Origin of the sequence: Terrabacter tumescens (genome assembly GCF_014646815.1) — a bacterium.
Classification (GTDB): Bacteria; Actinomycetota; Actinomycetes; order Actinomycetales; family Dermatophilaceae; genus Terrabacter; species Terrabacter tumescens.
The window spans coordinates 828,336-847,427 of sequence record NZ_BMNZ01000001.1 but is presented as its reverse complement, the minus strand read 5'-3'; the positions used below and the strand labels follow the sequence as shown (position 1 = coordinate 847,427).

17 protein-coding genes and 1 pseudogene are annotated in these 19,092 nt (G+C 66.7%); 8 read left to right on the top strand and 10 right to left on the bottom strand.

What is annotated here, in order from left to right; translation table 11 throughout:
* Window positions 1–595: 595 nt before the first annotated feature.
* Window positions 596–1,144 (bottom strand): ester cyclase, encoded by a 549-nt coding sequence (locus IEY30_RS03980; protein ID WP_081920221.1) that lies wholly within the window; start codon window positions 1,142–1,144, stop codon window positions 596–598.
* 46 nt (window positions 1,145–1,190) lie between these two features.
* On the opposite strand from IEY30_RS03980, the gene IEY30_RS03975 reads away from it, so the two are divergent.
* The 3 genes from IEY30_RS03975 to IEY30_RS03965 all read left to right on the top strand — a co-directional run bounded on the left by IEY30_RS03975 (window position 1,191) and on the right by IEY30_RS03965 (window position 2,992).
* Window positions 1,191–1,850, top strand: coding sequence for a TetR/AcrR family transcriptional regulator (locus IEY30_RS03975; RefSeq protein ID WP_030145962.1), 660 nt, complete (start codon window positions 1,191–1,193; stop codon window positions 1,848–1,850).
* A gap of 113 nt (window positions 1,851–1,963) precedes the next feature.
* Window positions 1,964–2,683: a hypothetical protein gene (locus IEY30_RS03970; protein WP_156035024.1), complete on the top strand. Its 720-nt coding sequence runs from the start codon at window positions 1,964–1,966 to the stop codon at window positions 2,681–2,683.
* Between the two features lie 159 nt (window positions 2,684–2,842).
* The gene (locus IEY30_RS03965) at window positions 2,843–2,992 is read left to right on the top strand and encodes a hypothetical protein (RefSeq protein ID WP_156035025.1); all 150 of its coding nucleotides are present in this window, start codon (window positions 2,843–2,845) and stop codon (window positions 2,990–2,992) included.
* A gap of 174 nt (window positions 2,993–3,166) precedes the next feature.
* On the opposite strand, the gene IEY30_RS03960 is transcribed toward IEY30_RS03965, so the two are convergent.
* On the bottom strand, window positions 3,167–3,649 hold the full coding sequence (locus IEY30_RS03960; RefSeq protein WP_162180963.1) for a hypothetical protein: 483 nt from the start codon (window positions 3,647–3,649) through the stop codon (window positions 3,167–3,169).
* A gap of 620 nt (window positions 3,650–4,269) precedes the next feature.
* Between IEY30_RS03960 and IEY30_RS03955 the strand changes: the two genes are divergently transcribed.
* The 3 genes from IEY30_RS03955 (at window position 4,270) to IEY30_RS22240 (ending at window position 7,464) form a co-directional block, all read left to right on the top strand.
* Window positions 4,270–4,575, top strand: coding sequence for a hypothetical protein (locus tag IEY30_RS03955; protein ID WP_030145965.1), 306 nt, complete (start codon window positions 4,270–4,272; stop codon window positions 4,573–4,575).
* Between the two features lie 750 nt (window positions 4,576–5,325).
* Window positions 5,326–6,531 carry a DUF6236 family protein gene (locus IEY30_RS03950; protein WP_030145966.1) on the top strand — a complete coding sequence of 402 codons (1,206 nt, stop codon included), beginning with the start codon at window positions 5,326–5,328 and terminating at the stop codon, window positions 6,529–6,531.
* Window positions 6,532–6,747: 216 nt separating this feature from the next.
* Entirely contained in the window at window positions 6,748–7,464 is a 717-nt protein-coding gene (locus IEY30_RS22240; RefSeq protein ID WP_081920222.1) for an HNH endonuclease, read from the top strand.
* A 259-nt stretch (window positions 7,465–7,723) separates the two neighbouring features.
* Here the strand turns inward: IEY30_RS22240 and IEY30_RS03940 are convergent, their stop codons facing one another.
* The 4 genes and pseudogenes from IEY30_RS03940 to IEY30_RS21765 form a co-directional block, all read right to left on the bottom strand.
* Window positions 7,724–7,933, bottom strand: a complete 210-nt coding sequence (locus IEY30_RS03940; protein WP_030145967.1) for a DUF6582 domain-containing protein — start codon at window positions 7,931–7,933, stop codon at window positions 7,724–7,726.
* Between the two features lie 528 nt (window positions 7,934–8,461).
* The gene (locus IEY30_RS03935) at window positions 8,462–8,911 is read right to left on the bottom strand and encodes a hypothetical protein (RefSeq protein WP_188960089.1); all 450 of its coding nucleotides are present in this window, start codon (window positions 8,909–8,911) and stop codon (window positions 8,462–8,464) included.
* 240 nt (window positions 8,912–9,151) lie between these two features.
* Window positions 9,152–10,507: a DUF4062 domain-containing protein gene (locus IEY30_RS03930; RefSeq protein WP_081920223.1), complete on the bottom strand. Its 1,356-nt coding sequence runs from the start codon at window positions 10,505–10,507 to the stop codon at window positions 9,152–9,154.
* Window positions 10,508–11,312: 805 nt separating this feature from the next.
* Window positions 11,313–11,467: pseudogene (locus IEY30_RS21765) on the bottom strand (CpaF family protein); the annotation flags it as partial.
* A gap of 342 nt (window positions 11,468–11,809) precedes the next feature.
* Between IEY30_RS21765 and IEY30_RS03925 the strand changes: the two are divergent.
* Both IEY30_RS03925 and IEY30_RS03920 read left to right on the top strand, forming a co-directional pair.
* Window positions 11,810–13,627 carry an amino acid permease gene (locus tag IEY30_RS03925; protein ID WP_030145970.1) on the top strand — a complete coding sequence of 606 codons (1,818 nt, stop codon included), beginning with the start codon at window positions 11,810–11,812 and terminating at the stop codon, window positions 13,625–13,627.
* 3 nt (window positions 13,628–13,630) lie between these two features.
* Complete coding sequence (locus IEY30_RS03920; RefSeq protein WP_030145971.1) at window positions 13,631–14,530, top strand: universal stress protein; 900 nt, start codon at window positions 13,631–13,633, stop codon at window positions 14,528–14,530.
* A 92-nt stretch (window positions 14,531–14,622) separates the two neighbouring features.
* Here IEY30_RS03920 and uvrA read toward each other — a convergent pair whose 3' ends face one another.
* From uvrA to IEY30_RS03900, 4 genes are all read right to left on the bottom strand, one after another.
* Entirely contained in the window at window positions 14,623–17,112 is a 2,490-nt protein-coding gene (uvrA, locus tag IEY30_RS03915; protein WP_030145972.1) for an excinuclease ABC subunit UvrA, read from the bottom strand.
* Between the two features lie 9 nt (window positions 17,113–17,121).
* Entirely contained in the window at window positions 17,122–17,886 is a 765-nt protein-coding gene (locus IEY30_RS03910) for a GNAT family N-acetyltransferase (protein WP_229674823.1), read from the bottom strand.
* 127 nt (window positions 17,887–18,013) lie between these two features.
* Window positions 18,014–18,766, bottom strand: coding sequence for a DUF4386 domain-containing protein (locus IEY30_RS03905; protein ID WP_030145974.1), 753 nt, complete (start codon window positions 18,764–18,766; stop codon window positions 18,014–18,016).
* Window position 18,767: 1 nt separating this feature from the next.
* On the bottom strand, window positions 18,768–19,058 hold the full coding sequence (locus tag IEY30_RS03900; protein ID WP_030145975.1) for a DUF8691 family protein: 291 nt from the start codon (window positions 19,056–19,058) through the stop codon (window positions 18,768–18,770).
* Window positions 19,059–19,092 lie beyond the last annotated feature (34 nt).

Genomic DNA, 19,092 nt, shown 5'->3' with positions numbered 1-19,092 from the left:
GAGGTCAAGGTGGTCGAACGAGACGCGGGTCCGGGAGGGCACTACGGGGCGTCTCAGTTATCCAGCGCGGCCGGCTCGAACCCGCTCACCAGCGCTTCGGATCAGCCACTTCCCGGACCCGCCTCAACGACGCTACGCCGCGCAGCCACCACGCGGAAGACCCACCTCGACGCGGCCGGTTGACAACAGAAGGGAGCCGGAATGACTCATGGGACTGCCCAGGTGGGAGGCTGTCCAGGCCTTACTGGCTACGCCCTTCCCCAAGCTCGTCGACGGGCTCGCAAGTTGTTCCATGGAGTGGCGGGAATTCGCCACGTAGGTTGAACGAGACCCGGTGTGCCTTCCTGAACTCACCCCCCGCGCGGAGTCCGATTTGCGAGCTCGTGCGACCAACTCTGCGTCCACCCCGCTGTCGTGCTCGTAGGTGAAGGTAAGCGCAAACTCGCGGAGGCCCCCGTGAAGTCGGCCGTCCACGATTCCTCGCCACGCCGAGAGCCGCTCCGGCCCCCGAAGCCGAATGCGGCATAGGCCTTGTCTGCGTCGTGGGGTTGCTGACGGGTGCCAGACCGGCGCGCGACGCTTCTGGTGGAGGCTGTCAGCCGGCGGCCTTGCCCGCGGAGGGAGTGGTGGCGGCGAACCAGCCGAGCTGCATCGCTTGGCCGAGGTCGTCACGGTCTGCTTCGTGCTCGACCAGCTGCCCGTCGGCGATCCGGTACCAGTGACTCTGGGAGACGGCGAATCGCAGTCCGGTGGCGGGGATCTCAGAAGCCACCTGGCCATCGGGCGAGTACGTGGTGAACGGGCCGCTGTGTCGGCCCGACATGGTTGTCCGCGCCACGACCCATTCGCCTTCGGCGACGATCTTGTCCATGGTCCAGTGCAGGTCCTCGTATGCCGTGTGCAGCCAGTCGTACGTGGCGCGGACGCCGGCGATTCCGGGCTGGCGGGCCGGGGGCGGTTCGGGTGATGCCTCCGCGTTGGTGTAATGCGGGGCGATGATTGCGGAGGCCTCCGCGTCGTCCCAGCTCTCCATGAGGTGGAAGCCGCGGGTGAGCAGCTGGTGCGCTTGCTGCACGTCTTCAGTCGGTGGTGTGGCTGTCTGGCCGACGGTCGTCGTGGCGTGCGGGTCAGGGCGTCGGGACATGGCATGCTCCTGTTGAGTAGTTTCAGTAGAAAGAGGTTCTCGCTAAATGAGCTCCGGCGTCAAGGGTTCAGCCCGCTCCTACGATGGTTCCGGCCGCCTCCGGTCTTCCGCGCAACGACAGCTTCGGGTGGTCGAGGTCGCCGGGCGGCTTTTGGTCGAGCGTGGCTACGCCGCGACGACCGTGGCGGACATCGCGGAAGCCGCGCAGGTCTCCGTTCCCTGGCTCTACAAGGCTTTCGGTCCGAAGCCCAAGCTGGTCAAACGCGTTTACGACGTGCTCATGGCCGGCGACCTGGACCCGGTGCCCATCGCGGAGCGTCCCCCGTTCCAGGCACTCGCCGCCGAGACCGACCCCTACGCGGCGGTGCAGCGCTACGCTGACATCAGCCGGGACTTGGTGTCGCGCATGGGCCCCTTGGCTGCGGTCCTCTTGGCTGCGGGGCACAGCGGGCACGGCGACATCACCGCCATCGCAGACACTCTGGGACGCGAACGGCTCTGGGGTGCGACCGCTTTCACTGACCGCCTCGCCGCCCTCGGCGCGCTCGCCCCCGGCCTCAATGTCGAGGGCGCCCGGGACGTCGTGTGGACGCTGATCTCACCGGAGGTGTACCGGATGTTGGTGCTAGAGCGCGGCTGGACCGACACCAGCTACGAACGATGGCTCGCGCGGAGCCTGACGAGCGCCCTGCTCAAGGCCCGGTGACCGGCACGGGGCGGTGGCCATTGGGCGAGGTTGACGCGTCCCACAGCTTCCGCGTCTTTGATTACTGGGCGCGGAACAGACGTCGGTTCCCGAACAAGACTCACGTTGCGGTCTTGGTTGCCGAGAGCACCGGGGGCAGGTTCCGCATTGCGTTGGAGGAACTCGCTGAGCACGTGCCGCTTCTCGTGGTGGAACTGCGCTCTTGGCAAGGGTCCAGCGAAGTCGTCATCGTCCCAGACCTTGTCGTGACGAACGACAGTGTCGACGTGAGCGGGACTCCCTTGGCGGTGACCGCCGGTCAGTCGCGTACCGAGACTGATTGGAAGGATGCACTGACTGAGGACGCATGGCTCTTCCACTTGGATCTCGCAGAATGGGCCCGCAAGCACCTCGGCCCCATTGTCGTCGACTACTCGCCCAAGTCCTACATCGGGATCAGGGTCGGACGACGGGTTTGGGCGCCCTTGCGGCCGCGCAAGGACGGTGCGCAGATTTATTTACCGGACCCGGACCAGTCTCGCGGTGACGAGTCGCCCGCCTTCGCCCATTTTCGGGAGGTACTCGCTGAACGGGGGTACACGCTTAACTGGCAGACGACGTACAACGCTGGTGCCAACCCTGTTGCGGTCCGGCTCCGTCGCAAGGACCTGACTGACACGGCCGTTCACCAACTACTCGAGGCGACCTACCGAGCCGTGCAGCCCGGGGCCCACAACTGGTCGGAGGAAGCCTCCGTGGAGCGGGAGCGCGCTGCAGGCGAGAGTTCGCTTGAGATCGAGAGCGATGCTGGCGAAGGCCTCCCTGAGCCTGGCGGCATGCCCGACCTCGATTGAAAGCGTGCGACGAGCGTGTGGTCCCCCGTGGCGGCGAGAAGCAGCAGCCACCCCTTGGACGGTCGTAGCGTGCCTCAGCCGCCTCCGGCGGGGCCTTGTGTGCGCCTCGAATTGGCCGCATCGTGGGGGTGCAGATGACCCCGAGGCAAGGAGATGAGGATGAGCGACCAGTCGAACGACTCGGACGTGGAGCAGCCGGATCCGGATACAGCGAAGGATGAGGAAGCTGTCGGCGTGGAGATCGGCAACACCGACGGCGGTGGCAGCACCTTCGAGCCGGAAGAAGACCCTGAGGGCCACGCCGGCTGACAAGCGCGTCACCGGTGCAAGGACGCGGCGACACAGGCGCGAGAGGTCAAAGTTGGCTGTCGACGGCAGGTGAAGGGCATCAGCGGCGGAAGGACACTGCCGCTTCGCGGCGGATAGACGCACTGCCCTGAGTGCCAAGCTCGCAGTGTTGAACGGGAAGGTGCGTCGTTGCCGTTAGAGGATCGCCGCGCGACGACGAGTTCCGGGGGCGAAGCCCCTATCGTCCAGCGCGGAGTCGCCCACGGCGAAGATTGCATGGAGACTTCTCCAGGCATAGGCCGCGAGCAGTGCGCCCAAGACGATGCCAAGCCACGTGGCGGAAGCCTCGATCCCCCCGAGCGACAAGGTGGCCGCGAGCCGAAGAATCACCAGCCCTTCGAACATGGCCGCCCATAAAGTAATAGCCGCAGCAACCGCTATGCCTACGCTCCAGATCTTGCTTCCGGTTGTGCACACCTTCACTACTAACGGTGCCGACGTGACGGCGGCCAGAGCCAAGGCACTGGCCACAACGATCAGCGGGGCCACCGTCGCGTCCTCCCCGCCGACAGCCGTCACGACATCTGACGACCCGAACACTGCCGCCAGGGCGGACGCTCCAATCGTTGCGTTACTCGCCCAAGAGTCGGAGAAGTTCCAGTCGTCCCCGGGGTTCACGGACCAATGCCATTGACTCCCCTTGGCTGAACTGAGCACGATGGCCAATACAAGAGCTAGCGCCGCGATGAGCGCGTAAAGGCTGGACATTTTCAGCAGCGACCAGTCGGGCGACGCAGGTGCGGCGAGCCGCAAGGCACTTGCCGCATCAGGTAGCGAGCCAGCTCCAGGTAGGAGCGCCAAGTGTGTCATGAAGCCCCCGCTCGTCCAGGTTGCCTCCAAGTTAGCGCTATGCGTCAGTTTTGTCCCCGCGATCCGGGTTTAAGGGCCGAACGGAAACTCATCGTTGGGTGACGCGATGAACCGGCCATGCTCTTTTGAGATAGAGCAAGCGCGTACGGATGACAGTTCCAAGCCCCCATGGCAATGATGCCCGTCGCCACATCCAGCAAGAACCCGGGACCTCGTCCACGATGGCCGCCCCTGACGCAACGGCCGCGGGACCTATGGCCGCGATCGGGAGGCACCCACCTTTGATCCGAAACGTCGGTCGGCTCGCGGCGAATGGACGCGCCCCCTCTCACGGCTCGGAGGCATGTCGGACAGCACGCGACCGAGGCTAGACGCGATGGAACGCGGTCATCCCCGGGCACGGAGGCGATGTATGGCAACCTCTGGCCATGGACCTGCAGATGGATGCCTCGTTCCAGAGCTTGTACGAGGAAGCGCGATCTGAGCTCGTCGCGGGATATGAGGAGGCCGATCGGCGCGTTCTGTCGTTCGCCATCGACCAAGGCATATCGAGCGGAGAAGTCTGGGACCTGATAGCCCAAGAGGCATCCCTCCGTAATGACGATGTCGTCGAATACCTCGCGGAAAACCCCCTGATGGAGCGATCTTCGTCGAGCTTCGTCGCAGAAATGACCCCGTTCGTGATCGAAGGTTTCAAGTGGGCTGTGGGCAAGTGGCAGGGCCGCGGTCGCTAGCCGTTCAGCAGGCCGATGTCACACGCTTCCGCGGCCGGTGAAGCGTGGGCGTAGTGCACGCATGACACGCGCCGAAAGGATGCACGCCATCACTGCGGCGGGATCACCGATCCGCGTCCTAGCCATCGAGGCACAGCGGCACAGTAAGCCTCGTAGTCGGCTCCAAACCGGGACAGCAACGCTGACTCCTCGGCTTCGATCTGGAGTCGGTCGATCGCGAAGGTGAAGGCGGCTGCGGGGAGGAGAGCCTTCCAGGACCCAAGTCTCCCGAGTTGGCGATGAGCAGCCCCGCCAGGCCGACATACATGGGATTCCGGCTCACGGAGTTCGCACCATTGGTCACTAAGACGGAGGCCCGCGCCGGGTTGAACGGTTCAAGGGTCGTTCCGCTGCGACGAAATTGGACAGCAGCAGAACCCGCAAGGATCCCGGAAGCGGCGGCGAGGCAAATGCCACTGTGGCACCGGCGGCGTGCGGGCGATGCGCACCCTTCGTGAGCGCTGACTGGGTGAGGGCTGCAGCGATCGCCAGGAGCGGAGGCGGTGGGCGGATCACGCTCCCACGGTGCCACACGGTCGGCGGGTCGTCGCGCGGATGCCGCCCGTCCGTAAGTACACCCCACGCCTCTCGGCTCCCGGCACGCGGCGCTATGACGCACCTTCGATGACCAGCCGAAGAGCCTGGTACTGAAATGATGCTGGTGTGCCGCCTGACCGAATAGGGTCTTCAGGACGATGCGAGGGGAAGGCCATGCTCAAACAATCAGGGCTCTATTACCCGTACATCCACATTCGCAAGGACAGCTGGCTCAAGGCCTCCGCCCTCTACTGGAAACGGGTCGACCGTATCGTCCCACAGGAATACCCGACCCGAGACAGTCTGACGGCCCGATCGCTGATAGATGGCTTGGGCTTCATTCAAGACCGTCATCCGGGCCAAGCGGCGCTCGATACGTCTCGCTTGTTTCTTGACCTACTTCGAGATCGAGGAGCCGAGTTATGCGCCCGCCTCAGGGTCCAGCCATCCGAGTTCGATCTGTCGGAGAGTCTCCACATGCCCAGGGATGGCGGGCTCAGCAATCGAGGCACCATCGGCTACATATTCGCCGAGAAGCTGACCGGCGATCTCATTGAGGCTCTGGCGGCTCAGGGGATGGCATTCGGCGCATCGGGGGAGATGCACGGGCGTCGCCGCGTCTCGTTGAACTACGGATCAGCCAGCTGGATCGGGATGGACAGTCGCCTGGCCGCCACGTACATGACGGTCTTGACCCGGTTCACGGCTGAGCACTTCAACCTGAGTCCTGTAACAGATGAGCCCGTAGCTCACGTCGCAATGGAAGGTCTGAGCGTCGACGCTATCGCGTCGGCCTTGATCGGAGACACACCCGCGCAGGAGCGCGACCCCAGGGCTCAACGCGAGCAGCGAGTCGCGACACTGGCGATTCAATCGGTACTTCCCAGATCCCTTGGTTCAATAGGAGTAGGCGACATCATTCGATTTCGCCTCGAACACGAGAGCGAACTCGGCGCGTTTCAAGCGGCCGTGTCCGCTGCCGGCGCGGATCTCGCGGCGTTGTCTCCCGACGTAGACCCGGCGACACTGCGTCAGGCCGTCGCAGAAGCCACTGAGAAGTTCCTTCTTGGGCCGCACAACGACCTCGAAAAGGCAATGCGACTGTTCGGTTTTGACACTCTACACAGCGCTACAACTCTTCAGTTGCCGTTTACCAGCACTGTGGGCGGCTACATCGCCTTGAACACCACGCCCGTACTCGCGACACCACTGGCCGCGATCGCTGTGGTTGGCTCCGCCCTGGCCACTGAGGCCCAAAGGCGGAGAAGTCTCCGCCGGCAAGCAGGAGCCGCCAACTACCTGATGGAACTTCGGGCAGGCCTCACACCAAGGGGGGCCGCCCAGCGTCAGATAGACAGACTCGGCAAACATCGCTTATGACGAATACGGCTCCTGGCCTCCGAGCACCAATCGCGCAACAGCTTGATGTCCGCCTTATGTCCAATCTGAGGGGCTTGCCGGACGTTCGGCGAGCCCGATACGCGGCGGTTTGACGCACCCGACGGAGCGGCTACACAAACGACGGCGACTACGCAGCTACGGGCGACACGGTCAGGCGGAGGCAGACCTTGGTCTTGAGACACTAACGTTCGATACATGTCGAGTGGCCGGGAGGTGAGGGAGGTCGCCTGCCGAGGTTGTGGAATTACGTTCCAAAGCCAACGCAAGAATGTTGTGTATTGCAGCGATACCTGCCGCATCTTCGGCCCAAAGCTGCGTTGGTCTGACCCACATTGTTACGTGTGCGGCGCTGGCCTGAGCGGGCGAGACCCGGAGTCCAATGAGCTGTTGTCGCCTGAGCGGTACTGGCGCCTTCACTCTGACTTCGAGCCAACACACCGAGCCTGCCTCAGGGAGCTAGTTGACCGTGAGGAGGGTGAGGCGCGTCGTGCATGTAGCTGCAAGTCGTGCCAGCTTGAGCGTGGGGAGCGCTACCATCCAGGACTTCCTGGCTTGCGCTCAGCCCGCGGCAAGCGACGCCCCGCCCGTTCGCCGGAGTACCTTCGCCACCGCAAGGCAGTGCTCGAGCGGGACGACTGGACCTGCCAGATCTGCTGGCTCCCACTCGACCCTGATGCCTCGATGGTCGATGACCTCTATCCCCAAGCAGATCACATAACGCCTGTCGCACTTGGGGGAGACGACGGGATGGAGAATCTGCGAGCCGCACATCGATGGTGCAACTGGGCGCTGGGAGACAGCCTCGTGGTTACCGAGCGAGGCGTCAGGACTGCCGCCCACGTTCGGTTCGCATCCCGATTCCCGGCTGAACTGATTGCCCGTGCTGCAAGTGCTCGGCGAAGCGGAGAGTGAGCCAACACTCCCTCGGCCAGCGGTTCGCTTGAGATTGCGGAAGCCGCTCATGGCGGCAACCTGTGTCGCCCGACGCCACTGAAGATCGCCCTCACAAGCGGCGGATAGAGGCAGGTTTGCGATTGTCTGACTGCGGCTTGAGGACGAACGGTCCAGACGAGATGGCGGTCGGCTCAACCCGTTGGACGGTTCACAAGCGTGCTCGCGGAAGTTGATCGGGGAGTTGTACGGCTGGTCGTACACGCCGGGAGGGTTGCGTTCAGTCGTCCTTCTTCAGGCTCCGGTACTTCTTCTCCACGGCCGCGCGGACCTTCTTTTGCTCGGCCGCGGTGCCGTGTTGTGCCACCCGAGCCAAGGCATTCCGCGCATGCTCTAGGTCCGGGATGGGGTACTTCTCCTGATCCGGCAGCGCGAAGGATGACTTCTTCAGGTTCTTGCGGTTCTTGCCGCCACTCAAGTCTTTTGTCATGTCGATGACCCCTTTGCTCAGCGCGAACAACAACTGCGTGCTGTGCCTGTCACCTACCCAAGCTGCACGTTCGCACCCGGTCCTTACCCGTCGTTGGCTCGCGCACGCGGGGCCAGCACATCGATCCCCCCGGCATGTCCCCAGAGCTCCCCGGCACGCGGCGAAAAGACGCATTCTGCGCGGAGGTCCGGACCGCGGCAAGAGAGTGATGCTAACTCCCCAGGGCCGAGGCACTCCAGGACGCTGCTCCGGTCGCGTTACTCGAATCGTCCCCAGCGGGGCTACCGGTGGTTCGGCCAACGACATAGAGAAGAAGATCGTGATTGTCTGACGTCGATGGCGCTCGTTCGGACGACGAGACGCTACCGCGCTGGACACCTCCTAGCGCAGGTCGGCGACCTGGCTGGCCGTGATGTCGGTCGGCACGCCGACCCAGTACTTCGCGCCCTCTCGGCCACCGTTCGGCCTGGCGGAGGTCTATGTGGTCGGGGTGGGTTTCTGAGACCGATCGGGCGCACTTCACTACCATCAGTCGGTAAACCTTGCCTCGCGGATCGCCTCGATGAGGTTCCACGCATGCAGTCGGCCCTGCGCCTCTAGCGTGCTTGAGTGCGGCACTTCCACGGCATCGGCTCCAAAGTTCAAACTCCATTTTGCGTGGGGTATGAAGTCGCGATCTCTCGGTGTTGCCAGCCTCGCCGAAACCAGCGAAATGCTGCTAAGTGAACGCAGCGGCCTGATCCATGCAGTGAGTGATTCGATCTCCATCTGATCGTCACGGTGATGGTCCCAAGCCCACCAACCGTCCGCCGCCTCAACAAGTACGTGGAAGATAGCCCCACCGATCAGGCCTGTTGTTACCCAAGTTGTGCCTCCTGTATTTGGACGAATGCAGTCTGTCACATGAGCGATAAGGAGGTCTGGCTCGAGGTCATCGTTCAGTGCGTTGTCGGGAAGGAGGGCGGCTAGAGCTCCCATAAAGGCCCTGGGTGGAGCCTCACCCCGTACGCTGAAATGTTGAGCGAGTCGACGGTATTCATCAGGTGAAGTACGCAACTAAATCCTCCTTGCCCTAGAAAATTCGTGCCGGGCGTCATAGTGCCGGGCAGTGGGATCCCCGTCTACTTTGAATCCTTATCGGGCGGGGATCATTGCTTCGGGTGACTTGGAGTTCTCTGGACGGACGAGTTGTAAGCACAGATCGCGTTCGGCGTTCGGTCACAGGCCCCTAATTGTCCCGTCGATCGATACCGGAGCCGGATCCTGCTCGTTTGCGTATACCGCCGGTGGGCTCCAGGTCGCGCGCAGCCTGCGTTCACCCTGATGGTCAGGCCCAAGAGCGAATGAGTCGACCGTGGACGCCAATCCGTTCCCGAGCAGGTGTTCCTCGATGAGGAGCCGCGCAACCGGGCGCAGAATGACATCATCGAGGGCCAGGGAACGCAGGGGTGCCAACGGATTGATCGGCGTCGCGCCCCATGAGGCGTCACCGAGTGTCGCAGTTCCGAACAAGCCATCGGCGAGTGCTCGTCGGGCAAGTTCGTCCGCCGAGATGCCGTTCATTGCGACGCGCATTGATGACGCGTGGCGCCCTTGTTCGGTCAGCAGAATACGCTCCTCATGTGCAACCGTGGAAACGGTACGCGTGGACACTTCGCTCACCTGCACGGTACTGGCGTAGCTCGGTGAGGCAAAAGCTAAACCGGCCGCATGCTGATCGCGGAGCCGCACAAGCTGAGCGTGCACCGCATTGCTCCTGACCAGAGAAACAATCTCGACGGTCCTGCCATTGTGCATGATCTCTCGGGCACGGAAGATCGCTCTGCCGAGGCGCACCCATGGGGCTAGTTCCTCCGCCGCCAGCCCTTTGATGCGCTGACGCACACGAGTTTGGAGGTCTGCTGGATCATGCCACGACCCCGTGGTGTAGAGATTTCGGGCGCCTTGGATCAAGTCGTGCTGCGCCCCATCCATGTCGCCGGACGCCTCGCCGTGAACGAACAGGCACAGGCGCAAGCCACGACGCTCAGCTTCCAGGAACTCTGCATGAGTAGCCGAGAAGCCATTTGACATTCTCACGCCGTAACGTGGACCCCACATGCCGATATACACGTCGGCACTTCGAACGCCGGACAAATACGCCTGTTCCGCAGAAACGTCCTGAGCGCCGAGGTCCTCAAACATCACCGGGACGGCACCAAGCCCCTCGATTGCCGCCCGAACGGCTGACCGCTCTGACGGCATGTCGGTGATGAGGCTAGATACGAAGAAGCGTCGCCCGCTCGCCCAAGCCTGAACCTCCTCGTCTGAAATTGTTGTGGACGCCGCCGGCTGATCGATCAGCAGTGATTCCTCCATGGCGACGAGTTCACCACATGCGGCCCGCCTCGCGCCGCAGGGTTGTCCGAGTTCGCGCATAGCGACCTTGAGCAAGGCGGGATTGCCACTCGTGGCGGACCCCTCGGACGAAATGACGTGCCTGCCCCCGCACGGATACGGCGGCAGCGGGATCGGGCGCCCGCCGTGCTCGCCGGCCTCGAGCGCGCCCGCGACGCGCGGTGCTACGGCCGCCATCACTCACACCGTCGCAACTCCCCGCGACCTACGGATCAGCGGCCTCCGCGAGGTCTGACCGTGACGAAAGCCCCGCCTCCCAACCGGAAGGCGAGGCTTTCCGCCTCGGGGCCGTTAGGCCGCTATCAACACCCAGCCACGTCGCCGTGACTCCTGGAAGTGATCCTGGAGCTCGCGCTCCACCAACTCCGGCAACTCAGCCGGCAGGGTGCATCCTGTACCGCCGCTGGAGTAACCGTAGCCGTCCGACTGTTGCGCCTGGCAGCGCAGATCGGGATGCACCTCTCGGCGGATCTGCACGCAGAGCTCATGATCGTGTCCGCCATGACACGTGAACCTCACGCGCACTCGATGGTTAGCGGGCGTGTGTGCCATCTTGATCTTCTTTCTGTGACGGCAGACGCGCGAACCAATACGCCCCGTACTGCGCCGGACCCACCCCCCTCTGGGGTACGTACAAACGCGGTGCGCTATGGTGGCCAGACAAGCCTCGACAACTTGTAGCCCAGCCCCCGAACACTGGCTCAGCCTCCGTTTGGGGGCTTCGCTGCGCGATCACGTTTCTGGCGCCCGTCCACAGGCCCAATGGGGACTACACGTGGACGTCTTACATCATTGTAAGTAACCGTCAGATAGCAGGATCCTACCTCCGCGTGCGGACACTCCCCAGCCCTTCTTTGGGCGCCTGTGGACAGTTCTGCCGTGGGTGACCGCTATTTCCGAATTGTGCCGTCTTTCCAGCGACCTGAAGGCACGCCGCGGGTCCGTGCCAGCAGATTCAAATACCGTTTCTGAGACGCTCCGACACGCCGCGCTTCAGGGCGATCAGCAGGACGAGGCACTTCTCCTGACCCACCTGCCGACGACGATGCGTGAAGGGCGCATCCGAAGCGCGTCCTTGACGAGGCGTCGGAGCGGCACTTCGCCCGTGCGGTCCAGACTCGGCTGTCGGCACTGCACGCCGCCACATCCCCTGCGGGATCTCCACGCCCGCCGCTTGGTCCCCTATGACGTGCCCATAGTGGGCGGTGTGACGTGCTTGAACGAGGCGAGATGTGCCCGTTGCGCTTCGCTCGGTGAGCGACCAGGTGCGTGGTGCGCGCGCACCTCTGCTCCGTGCTTGTCAGGCTGCGCGAAGGCCGGGCCGGCCCGGCAGTCCGCGTGGACAGCGGACCCTGCCGCTACTACTTTCGGAGGATCGTCGGGAGGGAGTTCACCCCTTTCGAGCCGATCGAGAGGGATGCGCCATGTCTCGTCAAGTGCCGATCCAGAGCCCGTCCACCTCCAACGAGGAGGCCTGAGATGTCTGGCGGCGGTCCGGAGCTGAAGAAGGCCCTCAACCAGCGCCAGCTGACGATGATCGCCATGGGCGGTGTGATCGGCGCGGGCCTGTTCGTCGGGTCGGGCACCGTCATCAAGGCCACCGGTCCTGGCGCCTTCCTGACCTACGCGCTCTGTGGCGTCCTCATCATCATGGTGATGCGGATGCTCGCCGAGATGGCGGTGGCCAACCCGTCGACGGGCTCGTTCGCCGACTACTCCCGCAAGGCCCTCGGTGACTGGGCCGGCTTCTCAGTGGGCTGGCTCTACTGGTACTTCTGGGTCATCGTCGTCGGCTTCGAGGCGGTGGCAGGAGCCAAGGTCCTCAACTTCTGGCTGCCCGGGGTGCCGACGTGGGTGCTCAGCCTCGTGCTCATGCTCCTCATGACCGGAACCAACCTCATCTCGGTGTCGTCGTTCGGGGAGTTCGAGTTCTGGTTCGCCGGCATCAAGGTCGGGGCGATCATCGTCTTCCTCGTCTGCGGCGGCCTCTTCGTCTTCGGCATCTGGCCCAACGCCGACCTCGACTTCAGCAACCTCACGGCACACGGCGGGTTCTTCCCGAACGGCGGACTCGCCGTCACCGCAGGCGTGGTCACGGTGATCTTCTCCATGGTCGGCGCCGAGATCGCGACGATCGCGGCCGCCGAGTCGAACGACCCCGAGCGCGCCGTGAGCAAGGCCGCCAACTCGGTCATCACCCGCATCGCGATCTTCTTCGTCGGCTCGATCTTCCTGCTCGCGGTGATCCTGCCGTGGAACTCCTCGACGCTCGAAGCCTCGCCCTACGTCGCGGCGTTCCAGGAGATGGGGATCCCGTACGCCGACCACGTCATGAACGCCGTCGTGCTGACGGCCGTCCTCTCGTGCCTCAACTCCGGCCTCTACACGGCCTCGCGCATGCTCTTCGTCCTCGCCGCCCGCCGCGAGGCTCCGGCCTCGATGGTGTCGGTCAACTCGCGTGGCGTGCCGATGGTCGCGATCCTCGCGTCGTCGGTCGTCGGCTTCCTGGCCGTCATCATGGCCGCGGTCTCGCCCGACACGGTGTTCTCGTTCCTGCTCAACTCCTCCGGCGCCGTCATCCTCTTCGTCTACCTGCTCATCGCCATCTCGCAGATCATCCTGCGCCGCCGCGCCGACCCCTCGACGCTCAAGGTGAAGATGTGGCTCTTCCCGACGCTGTCGGTCATCACGACCCTCGGCATCGTGCTCGTGCTCATCCAGATGGGCCTGACGGCCGACGTCCGCATCCAGCTCGTGCTGAGCCTCGTCTCGTTCGGCATCGTGCTGATCCTCTTCTTCATCAACCGGGCCCGCATCGCGCGCCTGCCCGCCCGCGTCGCTCCCAAGCACACCGGTGAGGCCCGCCGCGTGCTCGTCCTCGCCAACCAGACGCTCGAGTCCGACGAGCTCGTCTCCGAGCTGCAGCGCATCGACGCCCAGAGCGCGGCGACCTACTACGTCTGCGTGCCGGCCAGTCCGGTCGAGACCGGCACCGCCGCGACCCACGGAGCCGTGTCCGTCAAGGACGCGACGACCGAGGCCGCGCAACGCAGGCTCGAGCGCACGCTCGAGACACTGATCGCCCACCAGCTCGACGCCACCGGCACCGTCGGCGACCAGCGGCCGCTGCGGGCCCTGCGTGCCGCCGTGCAGGAGTTCGACCCCGACCAGATCGTCATCGTGACCCTCCCTGCGGCAGAGTCGATCTGGCAGAGGTTCGAGGTGGTGGACCGCGCCGCGGAGCTCGGCCTCCCGGTGACGCACGTCGAGGCGGCCTCGCTCGTCGGCGCGGTCTGAGCCATGCCGATCGTCGTCGCCTACACCGAGGGGGACAGCGGCACCTCCGCGCTCGAGCTCGCGAGCGTGCTCTCCCGATCCACCGGTGAGCCGCTCGTCGTCGCCGTCGTCGTCACGACCCCGCACGCCGCCGGGGCGCCCGAGTTCGTCGACGGCGACTACCTCGCCCCGTTGACGCAGTGGGCCGATACGGTGCTCGACTCCGCCCGAGAACGTATGCCGTCCGGCGTCGTCGCGTCGTACGAGGTCCACCGCGCGTCGTCCATCCCCGGGGGACTCCTCGAGATCGCCTCTCGCGTCAAGGCGTCCGCGCTCGTCATCGGCTCGTCGAGCAAGGGCCCGCTCGGCCGCATCTCGCTCGGCAGCGTCACCGACCGGCTCGTCCACTCCGCGCCGGTGCCCGTCGTGCTCGCCCCGCTCGGCTTCCGCGCAGGACCGTCCACGCGGATCCGCCGGGTCAGCATCGGCTACGGCGGCTCGAAGGACGGCGGCCACGTCGCCGTCGCCGGCGCGCGACTGGCCGAGTCGCTCGGCGCCGCGACGCGGGTCGTCACCTTCGCCGTGCGTCCGCCGAAGCGCTTCTTCGGCGGGGTCGAGGAGTCGGCCGACGAGCTCGTCATCGACCGCTGGGTGACGCGGATGAAGGACGCCCTGACGAAGCAGGTGCAGCAGCTCGACCCCGGCCGGCTCGCCGACCGCCTGTCGCGCTCGCTCGTCGTCGGCGACGGCGTCTCTTGGGCCCACGCCATCTGGGACGTCGAGTGGGCCGACGGCGACCTGCTCGTCGTCGGGCCGAGCTCGTCGGCCCCCGCAGCGCGGATCTTCCTCGGGTCACGCGCCTCGAAGATCGTCCGCTCGGCCCCCGTGCCGGTCTATCTCGTGCCGGCGCCGCGCCGTCACTGAGCCGTCACTGAGTCGTCACTGAGCCGTCACTGAGCCGTCACTGAGCCGTCACTGAGCCGTGACTGAGCCGTCACTGAGCCGTCACTGAGCCGTCACTGAGCCGATGCCCGCGCCTCCAGACGCCGCGCGAGGTGCGGCGCCGTGACGCCGTCCTCGGCGGCCGCGACCTGCTCCGGCGTGCCTGCCGCGACGACGTGACCACCTTGGTCGCCGCCACCCGGGCCGAGGTCGATGACCCAGTCGGCGCTGGCGATGGTGTCGAGGTGGTGCTCGACGAGCACGACGGTGTTGCCGGCGTCGACGAGGGCGTGCAGCTGGCGCAGCAGCAGCGCGACGTCGGCCGCGTGCAGCCCCGACGTCGGCTCGTCGAGGAGGTAGAGCGCGTGCCCGCGCCGCGCCCGTTGCAGCTCCGTCGCGAGCTTGATCCGCTGTGCCTCGCCGCCGCTCAGCTCGGTCGCCGGCTGGCCGAGGCGCAGGTAGCCGAGGCCGACCTCGCGCAGCGTCAGCAGGCTGCGCGCAGCGGTGGGCACGTCGGCGAGGAAGTCGGCAGCCTCGTCGACGGTGAGGCCGAGCACATCCGCGATCGACTTGCCGTCGTAGGTGATCTCGAGCGTCTCGGCGTTGTAGCGCGCGCCGTGGCACGTCGGGCACGGCGCGTACGTGCCCGGCAGGAAGAGCAGCTCGACCGAGACGAACCCCTCGCCCTGGCACGTCTCGCAGCGGCCCTCGGCCACGTTGAAGGAGAAGCGCCCCGGCCCGTAACCGCGCTCGCGCGCCTCGGGCGTGGCGGCATACAACCTCCGCACCGCGTCGAAGAGGCCGGTGTAGGTCGCGAGGTTCGAGCGCGGCGTGCGCCCGATCGGGCGCTGGTCCACTCGCACGAGCCGGTCGAACGACTCGAGCCCGGTCGCGTCGTCGACGTCGATCTCGAGCTCGGTCTCCTCGGCGTCGTCGGGGGCCTGGCCGAGGTGGCGGCGCACGAGCTCCGCGAGCACCTGCGTCACGAGTGTCGACTTGCCCGACCCCGAGACGCCGGTGACGGCGGTGAGGACGCAGAGCGGCACGTCGACCGCGAGCCCGTCGAGGTTGTGCCGGCTCACGCCGCGCAGGTGCAGCCAGCTCTGCGGCGTGCGCCCGTGCGACTGCATGACGTCGGCGCGGCCGAAGAGGTGTGCGCTCGTGACCGACTCCGTGACCTGCTCGAGCCCCTCGACCGGACCGGAGTAGAGCACCTCGCCGCCCTGCTCGCCGGCGCCCGGACCGATGTCGACGACCCAGTCGGCGCGGCGCACGATGTCGAGGTCGTGCTCGACGACGAAGAGCGAGTTGCCCGAGCGCTTCAGCGCGTCGAGGACGTCGAGCAGCGGCTCGGCGTCGGCCGGGTGCAGCCCCGCCGACGGCTCGTCGAGCACGTAGACGACGCCGAAGAGTCCGGAGCGCAGCTGCGTGGCGATGCGCAGGCGCTGCGCCTCGCCGGGGGAGAGCGTCGTCGACCTGCGCCCCAGCGAGAGGTAGCCCAGGCCGAGGTCGAGCAGCACGGCGATGCGCTCGACGAGGTCGGCGCTGAGGCGCACCGCCACCTCGGTGGCCTCGCCAGAGGTCGCCGACGACGTCGCCGCGCCGGCCTCGGTGAGCTCGGCCACTGGCCGCAGGTGCGCCGAGAGGTCGGTGAACGACAGCGCGTTCGCCTCGGCGATGCTGAGCCCGCGAAAGGTCACCGTGAGCGCGTCCGCGCGCAGTCCGGTGCCGCCGCATGCGGGGCACCGCACGCTGCGGACGAAGCGGAGCGCTTTGTCGCGCATCATCTGGCTCTTCGTGTCGGCGAGCGTGTGGCGGATGTGCTTGCGGGCGCTCCAGAAGGTGCCGTAGTAGTCGCGGCCCGTCGAGTCGTCGGGCTCGCCCTTGCGGTCGATGAGCACCCGCGGCTGCTCGTCGGTGTAGAGCAGCCAGTCACGGTCCTTCTTCGGCAGGTCGCGCCACGGAACGTCGATGTCGATGCCGACCGTCCGCGTGACCCGCACGAGGTTCTTGCCCTGCCACGCGCCCGGCCACGCCGCGATGGCTCCCTCGCGGACGGTGAGCGACGGGTCGGGCACGAGCAGGTCCTCGGCCACGTCGTGCGCCTCGCCGAGGCCGTGGCACTCGGGGCACGCGCCGGCAGCGGTGTTGGGGGAGAAGGCCTCCGCCTCGAGCCGCTGCATGCCCTCGGGGTAGCGGCCGGCGCGGGAGTAGAGCATCCGCAGCAGGTTGGACAGCGTCGTCAGGGTGCCGACGGTCGAGCGTGAGCTCGGGGCGCCGCGGCGCTGCTGCAGGGCCACCGCGGGCGGCAGCCCGGTGACCTCCTGCACGTGCGGCGCACCGACCTGCTGGAGCAGGCGGCGGGCGTAGGGCGCGACCGACTCGAAGTAGCGGCGCTGCGCCTCGGCGTACAGGGTGCCGAACGCGAGCGAGGACTTGCCGGAGCCGGAGACGCCGGTGAAGGCGACCATGGCGTCGCGCGGCAGGTCGACGTCCACCGTCTTGAGGTTGTGCTCCGCGGCGCCGCGGACGTGGACGAAGTGGTCGATCGGGTCGCTGTGCACCTGTCTTGTCTAGTCGCTCCCGGGCCGGCGGGCACCATCGGCCCCGGTCGCGTGCACGACCCAGACGTTCGGCTCGACGTAGACGGCGACCCCGTGCTCGAGGTCGCAGTGCACCGGGGCGAGCGCCCGCGGCACGACGACCGGTCCGGTCCGGTCGAACGGCAGGCCGGTCCACTCGCGCCACTCCTCGACGGTGCCGGGCACGACCATCGAGCGCGAGGCCACCGCGTGGATGCGCCCGCCCGCCCGGACGTGGACCCTCAGCCACGGGTCGACGGGCAGTCCGTCGTCACGCAGCCGAACGGCATACGTGCTCATCGGTTCCTGCGCGTCGACCTTGCCGTTGGGGCGCACGGGTGCGACGAGCGTGGCGAACCCGAGCCGGGCCGCGTTCTCGCGCATAGCCGCGAGGATCTGCCCGGACAGGCCCCGTCCCTGGTGGTCGGGCCGCACGGCGATCTCGACCGCCGAGACCGTGTCGGGCTCGCGGCCCTGGAGGTTCGTCAGCAGGCCGTTGCGGATGACGGAGTCCCAGCCGTTCTCGGGCAGGTCGTCGTCGCCGAGGACGAAGGGGATCGAGTGGGCGACCGCGACGACCTCACCCGCGTCGTCCTGCGCGACGACGACGAACTCGGCGAAGCGCGTCTCGACGTTGCCGTAGTAGAGCCCGCCGATCGGGTCGTGCCGCATGAACTCCGGCCACGAGCTCGGCATCGCCCACAGGGCGTCGGCGAGGTCCGGTCGGTCGGCGAGACGCGAGGTCGTGAGCTGCACCCCGCCATGGTGCCCGCCGAGCCCGTGCGAGGTCATGGGCTTTTCGCCTGCTGACGCGCGAACGAGCGACGGGACCAGCAGGGCTGGTCCCGTCGCGTCGCGGGTCGTGCCGCGAGTCGCGCACTGGTCACACGGCGTCGCGAGCCTGCAGCGCCGCGACAGCTTGCGGACGGAATCCCTTGACGGTCATCCAGATCCCGACGCTGAGCTCCCACGCGGCGATGGGCAGGGTGAGGAGCAAGGAGGCCGTCGACACCTGGGCGAAGCCGCCGAAGAGGTTCGCGACGAAGGCGGCGAAGAGCAGTGGTGCCCCGATGAGGCCGATCTTCGGGATGATGCGGGGCACGAGCCGTGAGCGGTGGAGCAGCGTGGCGAACAGCAGGGCGTTGAAGACCGGCATGAGGCCGGGGCCGAAGAGGAAGGTCCAGTCGCGGACGCTGACGAGGGCGTTGGCCGCCACGGTGGCCGAGGCGGCGTCGGCGCCGGAGCCGGCGAGCTGCTGGCGCATCGTAACGACGGCGAGCAGGCTGACGACGCCGATCATCACGACGGCCGCCTCGACGAGGCGGGAGGTGACGAAGCCGAGCGCCAGCGAGCCGTTCTGGCGCCGGACCACCGGGTAGACGGCCACGGCCGTGCCGATCGCGGTCAAGGCGTTGACCGTGTCGAGCAGGCAGCCCCACAGCACGCGGGTGTCCTGGCCGGTGCCGGTGACGTAGCCCGCGTCGTTGAGCACCGGTCCGAGGAGAGCGAGCGCCGGGATCGAGGACGCGAAGGTGAGCAGGTAGAGGATGCCGGCTGCGCGGGAGTTCGCGCGGGTCGACCACGGGGGGGTGGGGTCGGTGTGCGCCGCGGTGACGGCGGGTGCGGTGACGGTCATGTCAGGCTCCTTGTCGAGGGTGGTGAGGGTGGTGAGGGTGATGGGGTGGGAGCGGCTCCGTGTCGTTCTCGAGCCGGCGGACGGAGACGAGGGGCAGGCCGATGTCGCGCAGCCGGTGCAGGAGGCCGTGGAGCGCCGCCTGGTCGGCGACCGGCCCCACGAGCACGGTCAGGCCGTCCCGGGTGGAGAGCGTCATGCCGTCGAGCCGGGTCGACCACCGGGGGTCGAGCCGTCCGCGGAGGCGGATCTCGTAGCGACCGGACCCGTCCGGGTTGCTGGCTGCGGTGTTCATGCTCTGCACGCTAGGCAGCGAGGTGGTGAGCCCG

What these genes read in the sequence shown, in the direction of transcription:
- IEY30_RS22240 (WP_081920222.1), top strand. Translation starts at nt 6,748, where the DNA reads ATGTCGAGTGGCCGGGAGGTGAGGGAGGTCGCCTGCCGAGGTTGTGGA.
- IEY30_RS03930 (WP_081920223.1), bottom strand. Translation starts at nt 10,507, where the DNA reads ATGGCGGCCGTAGCACCGCGCGTCGCGGGCGCGCTCGAGGCCGGCGAG.
- IEY30_RS03955 (WP_030145965.1), top strand. Translation starts at nt 4,270, where the DNA reads ATGGACCTGCAGATGGATGCCTCGTTCCAGAGCTTGTACGAGGAAGCG.
- IEY30_RS03980 (WP_081920221.1), bottom strand. Translation starts at nt 1,144, where the DNA reads ATGTCCCGACGCCCTGACCCGCACGCCACGACGACCGTCGGCCAGACA.
- IEY30_RS03940 (WP_030145967.1), bottom strand. Translation starts at nt 7,933, where the DNA reads ATGACAAAAGACTTGAGTGGCGGCAAGAACCGCAAGAACCTGAAGAAG.
- IEY30_RS03965 (WP_156035025.1), top strand. Translation starts at nt 2,843, where the DNA reads ATGAGCGACCAGTCGAACGACTCGGACGTGGAGCAGCCGGATCCGGAT.
- IEY30_RS03920 (WP_030145971.1), top strand. Translation starts at nt 13,631, where the DNA reads ATGCCGATCGTCGTCGCCTACACCGAGGGGGACAGCGGCACCTCCGCG.
- IEY30_RS03925 (WP_030145970.1), top strand. Translation starts at nt 11,810, where the DNA reads ATGTCTGGCGGCGGTCCGGAGCTGAAGAAGGCCCTCAACCAGCGCCAG.
- IEY30_RS03935 (WP_188960089.1), bottom strand. Translation starts at nt 8,911, where the DNA reads ATGGGAGCTCTAGCCGCCCTCCTTCCCGACAACGCACTGAACGATGAC.
- IEY30_RS03905 (WP_030145974.1), bottom strand. Translation starts at nt 18,766, where the DNA reads ATGACCGTCACCGCACCCGCCGTCACCGCGGCGCACACCGACCCCACC.
- IEY30_RS03975 (WP_030145962.1), top strand. Translation starts at nt 1,191, where the DNA reads ATGAGCTCCGGCGTCAAGGGTTCAGCCCGCTCCTACGATGGTTCCGGC.
- IEY30_RS03900 (WP_030145975.1), bottom strand. Translation starts at nt 19,058, where the DNA reads ATGAACACCGCAGCCAGCAACCCGGACGGGTCCGGTCGCTACGAGATC.
- IEY30_RS03950 (WP_030145966.1), top strand. Translation starts at nt 5,326, where the DNA reads ATGCTCAAACAATCAGGGCTCTATTACCCGTACATCCACATTCGCAAG.